Annotated in this window: 6 protein-coding genes; 2 read left to right on the plus strand and 4 right to left on the minus strand. The window is 45.2% G+C overall.

What is annotated here, in order from left to right; translation table 11 throughout:
- The first annotated feature begins 46 nt into the window (after positions 1-46).
- On the plus strand, positions 47-655 hold the full coding sequence (locus DWX26_RS14730; protein WP_117762080.1) for a nucleoside recognition protein: 609 nt from the start codon (positions 47-49) through the stop codon (positions 653-655).
- On the opposite strand, the gene DWX26_RS14735 is transcribed toward DWX26_RS14730, so the two are convergent.
- The 3 genes from DWX26_RS14735 to DWX26_RS14745 all read right to left on the minus strand — a co-directional run bounded on the left by DWX26_RS14735 (position 656) and on the right by DWX26_RS14745 (position 3198).
- Positions 656-1888: an aminopeptidase gene (locus DWX26_RS14735; RefSeq protein ID WP_022461263.1), complete on the minus strand. Its 1233-nt coding sequence runs from the start codon at positions 1886-1888 to the stop codon at positions 656-658.
- Between the two features lie 26 nt (positions 1889-1914).
- Positions 1915-2631 (minus strand): histidine phosphatase family protein, encoded by a 717-nt coding sequence (locus tag DWX26_RS14740; protein ID WP_022461262.1) that lies wholly within the window; start codon positions 2629-2631, stop codon positions 1915-1917.
- A gap of 261 nt (positions 2632-2892) precedes the next feature.
- Positions 2893-3198 (minus strand): hypothetical protein, encoded by a 306-nt coding sequence (locus tag DWX26_RS14745; protein ID WP_147398135.1) that lies wholly within the window; start codon positions 3196-3198, stop codon positions 2893-2895.
- Positions 3199-3478: 280 nt separating this feature from the next.
- Between DWX26_RS14745 and DWX26_RS14750 the strand changes: the two genes are divergently transcribed.
- Entirely contained in the window at positions 3479-4792 is a 1314-nt protein-coding gene (locus DWX26_RS14750; RefSeq protein ID WP_022461260.1) for an ATP-binding protein, read from the plus strand.
- Between the two features lie 31 nt (positions 4793-4823).
- Here the strand turns inward: DWX26_RS14750 and tnpC are convergent, their stop codons facing one another.
- The gene (gene tnpC, locus DWX26_RS16800) at positions 4824-6281 is read right to left on the minus strand and encodes an IS66 family transposase (RefSeq protein ID WP_238061561.1); all 1458 of its coding nucleotides are present in this window, start codon (positions 6279-6281) and stop codon (positions 4824-4826) included.
- Between the last annotated feature and the right edge of the window lie 476 nt (positions 6282-6757).

Consider the following 6757-nt stretch of genomic DNA (forward strand, 5'->3'; position numbering starts at 1 on the left):
AAAGTCAGCATATTTTTATAAAGATCTTTTTTAGTCAGGTGATGCAATGAACGTTCTATGGAGTTCCATGCTGCTTCTCGGCATCGTATACGGCGCGATACAGGGGCGGATGCCGGAGGTGACGGATGGGGTGATTCGGGCTTCGCGGGAGGCGGTGGTGCTGGCGGTTTCGCTGGTTGGGGTGACAGGGTTCTGGGCGGGGCTGATGGAGATTGCGAAGAAGGCGGGAGTGATTGACGGGCTGGTGAAAAGGATGGGGCCGGTGCTGCGGTTTTTGTTTCCGAGAGTGCCGGAAGAGCATCCTGCAATGCGGGCGGCGGGGATGAATATGATCTGTAATGTGTTTGGGCTTGGCGCGGCTGCGACGCCGCCGGGGCTTGCGGCGATGGAGCGGTTTGAGGAGCTGGAGGAGGAGCGGCGGAAAACGAAAAACCCGGCCGCAGTTCCAGAAGGAACCGCGAACCGGGAAATGTGTACGTTTTTGATTTTGAATATTTCATCCCTGCAGCTCATCCCCGTCAACATCATCGCGTACCGCAGTCAGTACGGCAGTGTCCATCCGACGGCAATTGTCGGACCGGCGCTTGCGGCGACAGCGGCGAGTACGATTGCGGCGGTGGTGTTCTGCAAAGTGATGGAAAGGATGGGGCGATGATTATTCAGCCCAGGTGCCGTTTACAAAGACATCGGTCTCGCTTCCGTCTTCGTGGATACCCACGATGTGCAGGTCATCCGATCCAACCATAAAGTCAACGTGGATCAGGGAATCATTGACACCTTTTGCGAGGATTTCTTCATCACTCATATCCATAAATCCGTCCAGAACCTCAGAGAATCCGGCACCGGCGGCAACATGACAGCATGCGTTCTCATCGAACAGTGTGTTGAAGAACATCAGACCGGACTGGTTGATCGGGGACTCCTTCGGAACGAGTGCAACCTCGCCGAGCATCGAAGCGCCGTCATCCATGGCGAACATTTTTTTCAGAACTTCCTCGCCCTGCTCTGCGTGGCAGTCAACGACTCTTCCGTCTTTAAAATCAACAGTAAAGTTGTTGATAACCTGTCCGGACCAGCTGAGCGGTTTGGTGGAAACAAGGCGGCCTTCGCATTTGCCGCGCATCGGGCTGGTGAAAACTTCCTCGGTCGGCATATTCGGAACGAAGAAGACCTTGTTCAGATGATTGATATCGCCGGCGCCGCTCCATTTTGCGCCCGGGATCAGCTCAACGGTGAAATCAGTTCCATTTTTGCTGGTGTAATGCAGTTTATGGAACGCCTGCTCGGTCATCCATTTTGCCTTGCTGATCATACGGTTGCTGTGTGCCTGCCAGATCTTTTCGATATCTTCGCCTTCTTTTAAGTACAGGCAGTCGAAAATGGCATTCCACAGTTTCTCAACTGCAACATCCTCCGGCTCGCCCGGGAATACTTTTGCAGCCCATGCCGGTGATGGAGCGGCAACGATCAGCCACTGATGTTTTCCGTCGATCTGGTCGCGGTATTTTTTCGTTACTTTTGCGCGCATCTGGCGAACGGTGGAGAGCAGGTCAGCGGAGATGCCGGCAAGCTCGTCCGGATCGGAGGAGTCGATGAAAATGCGGACCGGCAGATCCACGGTCATCTGTTTGAGGCGCTCTTCTTCCCAGGTCTGAACGGTGCCGAGAGTTTCTGCGGATGCATACTGATAATTCAGTTTGTTGATCGGACCGCACTCCCAGATCACTTCAACATAGCTGGCACCGGCCTTGTAGCACTCTTCGGTAACCATGGTAGCAAGCTGAACCTGGTCAACGCCGGTCTGCAGGCGGACACGCTGTCCTTTCTGTACATTTGCGCCGATTTTTACGATCAGCTCTGCGTATTCTCTTAATTTTGCTTCATTCATGATAAAAATCTTCCTTTTTGTAAAGTTTAAAATTGAAATGGATCGTTAAACGCTCCATAATAGGAAACCGGCTCGCCCGCCGAAAGCAGGTGATGGACATCGCCTACGGTCTGGCAGCGGAAGTACACCTCGCCCGGTTTGCGCTCCTCGGTTCCGACGATCGTGACGGAAGTCGGCGCCAGGAACATGCCCTGCCAGAGCTGCACCGGTGTCATGTTCAGCAGGTGGGACAGCGCCACACACGTAACGCCGAGATGGCAGAAGCAGACAATGACAGCTTCGCGGTTCGTTTCATCCGAAGCGTGATAGCGGTAACCGTCGCGTACATAACCGTAGCGCGCAAGCAGTGCATCGAGTCCGTCGGTCACAAAATGATAATTCTCGTCCATGTTTCCGGTCTGCATGATCGGATTTTTCGTCCAGAGATTATTGTCATAGAGATCCCGGTTTGCATCGAGCACATCCGGAAGAAAATCCCACGGAATCCGGCGCTTTCCGGTCTCCGGATCAAGGACAGGCGCATCAAACTCCCGCAGCCACGGAAGAATTTCGGCCTCGCGGCCCGCATTTTTCAACGTAAAAGAAGCCGTATCCTTCGCACGTCCGAGCGGCGAGCAGTAAAAATCGGTGACGTTCCATTTCACCGTCCGCTTCGAAAGTAGCTCAGCCTCACGCCAGCCTTTTTCAGTCAGAGAATCAATCTCATAATTCGGTTCGCCGTGGCGGATAAAAATAAGTTTCATAAGAATTCCTTTCTTCGTATACCACAAATCGTTTGGTTTATGCATCGAAAAGTCAATTTCAGTTCCGAAAAATTAGTGATGAAGCATAAAATATTCGGAATTGCTATAGGTTAGTGTATCACAAATTGTCAAATTTGTGTGAGTTTCTACGGAAAAAGATGCGACAAATTGGAAGAGTGTTTTGGAAAGATGGGACTGGTAGAAAAACAAGTTTGCTCAATAAATCAATCATTTAAGCCAGTTTGGCATAATGGATAAAAATTATACGCGGATATTTCCGTTTTTCATTTCACTCATCTGTTTATTTTTCAGCATCCATGGAACGGTTATGTTTCCTGGACCCCAAATTTGTTTTTTGGGATGCAGAAATCCCAGCGTAGCGGAAAACAGAATCCACAGGAGAAACCATAAAATACTCTGATAAACACCACTCTGGACACCGGATTCCAGAAGAACACTGCCAAGAAGGGAATCGGCCGCACTGCTGGAAACAATGAGTGGAATGCTGGCATGATCCATGTAGGGGAGAGAAAGCAGTCCGCCGATGAGTAAACCAATGAGACTCAAGAAAATGACTCTGAGAAAACCAAAAAGCGTATTAAAATGGTTCATATAGCGGACAGAAAGCAGATCTCTTGTGGAATAGGAAGTTGCAGCAGTTTTCATTGCTTCAGCAAGATCGGAGGCCTGCTTCACAGGAATAAATACGCCGCTTTCGCTGCCAGAATATTATGAAACTCATCGACTTTCATCACTGTAAAAAATGTAATTATCAGACTAAAACTCATTGTATTTTTTGTAATTGCGTAATATACTATACTTACATTATGATGATGGAGGTGCGTCTATGTACCGAATTGCTATTGAAAAACTATTAAAATGGAAACAAAGCAAACGCCGCAAACCCTTAATTATTGAAGGGGCACGTCAGGTTGGCAAGACTTGGCTAATGAAAGAATTCGGCAAGCAGGCGTATACAGATGCCATATATATCAATTTTGACTCTAATTCCAGAATGGCAGAGTTATTTGCTTCTGACTTGGATACTGACCGCTTAATTATGGGATTAGAGTTGTATGCTGGTCGCAAAATTGATCCAGACAATTCTTTATTGATTTTTGATGAAGTACAGGAAGTTCCGAGAGCGCTGGCATCTCTTAAGTATTTTTATGAAAACGCCCCGCAGTACCACATTGTATGTGCCGGTTCTTTGCTTGGTATCGCTTTGCATCAAGGCACATCTTTTCCCGTTGGCAAGGTAGATTTCTTAAAGCTTTATCCTCTTTCGTTCAAAGAGTTTTTGATGGCAACCGATAAGGAACGTTTTGCCGAACTTCTTGATAAGCAAGACTTTGGGATGATTACATGCTTTAAGCAAACATATATCGATTCCTTAAAGCAATACTACTTTGTCGGTGGTATGCCTGAAGCTGTGCAAAGCTTCGCAGAGAACAAAGACTTTAATGAGGTCCGTGAAATTCAAAAGCGAATCCTTGCAGCCTACGAACAAGACTTCTCTAAACATGCTCCAAATGAGATTGTACCAAGACTTCGTATGTTGTGGAACAGTATTCCTTCTCAGTTAGCCAAAGAAAACAAAAAATTCATTTACGGGCTCGTCCGTGAAGGTGCCCGTGCGAAAGACTATGAAACCGCAATTATGTGGCTCAGTGATTGCGGTCTCGTTCATAAGGTCAGCCGTGTAAATGCAACGGGCATCCCGCTACGGGCGTATGAGGACTTAAAAGCATTTAAGTTATTTTTGGTAGATGTGGGATTGCTCGGATGCATGACGGGGCTTCGTCAACGTACTTTGCTTGATGGGAACGATCTTTTTGTCGAATTCAAAGGCGCACTTACTGAACAGTATGTTTGTCAGCAATTAAAAACCATCGAAGATTTAGGTATTTATTATTATACCAACGATAGGGGTTCTTGTGAGGTTGACTTTGTTATTGATACAGGTGAGCAAATTATTCCGGTTGAAGTGAAGGCAGAAGTTAACCTTAGAGCAAAGAGCTTGAAAACATATCAGGAGAAGTTTTCACCTGATATATCTGTTCGTACTTCGATGGCAGATTTCAAAAAGGAAGATTGGCTTATAAATTTGCCGCTCTATGCAATTGAGAAGATTGATAAAACAATAGATGAGCTAAGTTAAATGTTATTCTCATGTAACTATTCAGAACCCCCTATTCGAAAATGAAATCTGGGCATCCTGAGATTGCCTTTCTGATTGCATCGTATGCGTTGTGCCCTTGCTTATGGGCTGTGCCAACATAGGACATGATTTTCAGATAATCCCTGGCTCCTTCTTCACTTCGGAAGCAGCCTGATACTTTCGTCTTAACTTTTATCATCCTTAAATCTCGTTCCGCCTGATTGTTATCAAACGGAACCATGAAGTTATGGATAAAAAGGCAGACTGATGCCTTGTAATTATCAAAGCGCTCCACCAGAGCAAGAATCTTTCCTTTTTTCTTTCTCCCACGTTTTTTCTCTGCGGTAACCGGAAGCGGATTTTTTTCCCTGGCTTGTTTGATAAGTTCATCGTATCGCTTATCAAACTTATGATAGTGATAATAGCTGAGAGTTTCTTTACCGGCCTCTACAGCTTTATCTTTGACCTTCTTCATTTTTATCAGAAGGCCTATAAATGCAGACGCCCATTTCTGCTCGGGATGGTTCTCGGCAATGCCTGTCAATTCCCGTAATAAGTGGGCACAGCAGACTGCATGTTGGCAATCTTCGTAACTCCAGTAAGAAGCCCAGCAGTCATGCATGGAAATACCGTGAAACAATGGCAGCACACCGCACTGCTCCATGCCAAGATATCCACGCTTTGGACTGATATCAAGGTACGTGAATTCACAGTTTGATGCATCATGAACCCACCATAGTTTTTTATCAACACGGGTTCCGGTCTCATCGAAATGACCAAGACTTGAATCGGCAACTTTTTGCTTTATCCGGTTTACTGTCTCGGATACTGCGTCAGCACAACGTTTTACCATGTTACTTATGATTCCGGTGGCAAGTGGGATGTTAAATACGCCAGAGAGAATCTCATGTGTTCTTTTCACACTGACTGCTCCGACTGTATTTAAAGCAACAGATAGTGCCTGCAAGTTCTCACCATACTGCACGGTTGCTTTAACATCATTAGGAAAGCTCCCTTTTCTGGTATCTCCATGAAGCATACAGATTGGAATCTCGAGAAGCTGATGTTCCACGACATTAACAGTGACGACCGCATCAATGACATGTCGTTTTTCTGCAACACAGGCAGTTCCTTTACACATTTTGTAATGAGGACATCCTTCGCAGGCAGATGGCATATGTTTCACAATCTCATCAGGGTCTGAAATGACAGACAGGTATGTTCCCTGATGACCTTCCTGTCCGCCAACCTTTTTACCAGAAGGTTTACGCAGACTTTTTGGCGCAGGTTTTTTAAAGCCATCACTTGAAGGCGGCTTGGAACTGTTTTTAGAATTCTTGTTAAGCTGTTCTCTCAGTTCCTGAATGGTCTGATTGAGCTGGGTGATAAGCGCAGTCTGCGCATCAAATGATTGTTGCAGGGAATTCAAAGATGCATTTAATGCATTGACTTGCATTTGCAGCTGCGTATTCATTTCCTCTACTGTCAAAGAGACCACCTTCTTTCACTAAAATATGATAGTTCTATTTTAGCGTAAAATCAGAAAAAAAGCGAATTGTGTGGAAATGCTCATTGGGCAAAATGACTGTGGATAAAGCTATTTTTTTAAGGTGCAAGTGTTGCTAAATTTAATCAAAATCCGATAAAAATAGGATTTTGAAATACAAAAATGATGAATTAAAATCAGTAATCCACAAAGATGGAAATAGCTGCTTCACCATCGGTTAGTTATCCACCGACAGGAAGCAAATGAAGTGAAAACAGATTTTTTATTTTCTCTGTTTTTCACAAAAAATCACATGGACTCTATCAGGGGTTCTGAATAGTTACAAAAAACTTATAAAAGCGTTGGTTCATTTTGGAATCAACGCTTTTATAAGTTTTTTAAGAGTATATGTAAAATATTGTATAAAAACTATAAATGAGCAAATCCAAAATATTGCACAAAAGAAAGACACCCTCTGT

The sequence above is a fragment of the Blautia sp. AF19-1 genome (assembly GCF_003479155.1).
Taxonomy (GTDB): Bacteria; Bacillota; Clostridia; order Lachnospirales; family Lachnospiraceae; genus Fusicatenibacter; species Fusicatenibacter saccharivorans.

Excerpts from the sequence above, each read along its gene's own strand:
- DWX26_RS14730 (WP_117762080.1), top strand. The coding sequence starts at position 47 with ATGAACGTTCTATGGAGTTCCATGCTGCTTCTCGGCATCGTATACGGC.
- DWX26_RS14740 (WP_022461262.1), bottom strand. The coding sequence starts at position 2,631 with ATGAAACTTATTTTTATCCGCCACGGCGAACCGAATTATGAGATTGAT.
- DWX26_RS14735 (WP_022461263.1), bottom strand. The coding sequence starts at position 1,888 with ATGAATGAAGCAAAATTAAGAGAATACGCAGAGCTGATCGTAAAAATC.
- DWX26_RS14750 (WP_022461260.1), top strand. The coding sequence starts at position 3,479 with ATGTACCGAATTGCTATTGAAAAACTATTAAAATGGAAACAAAGCAAA.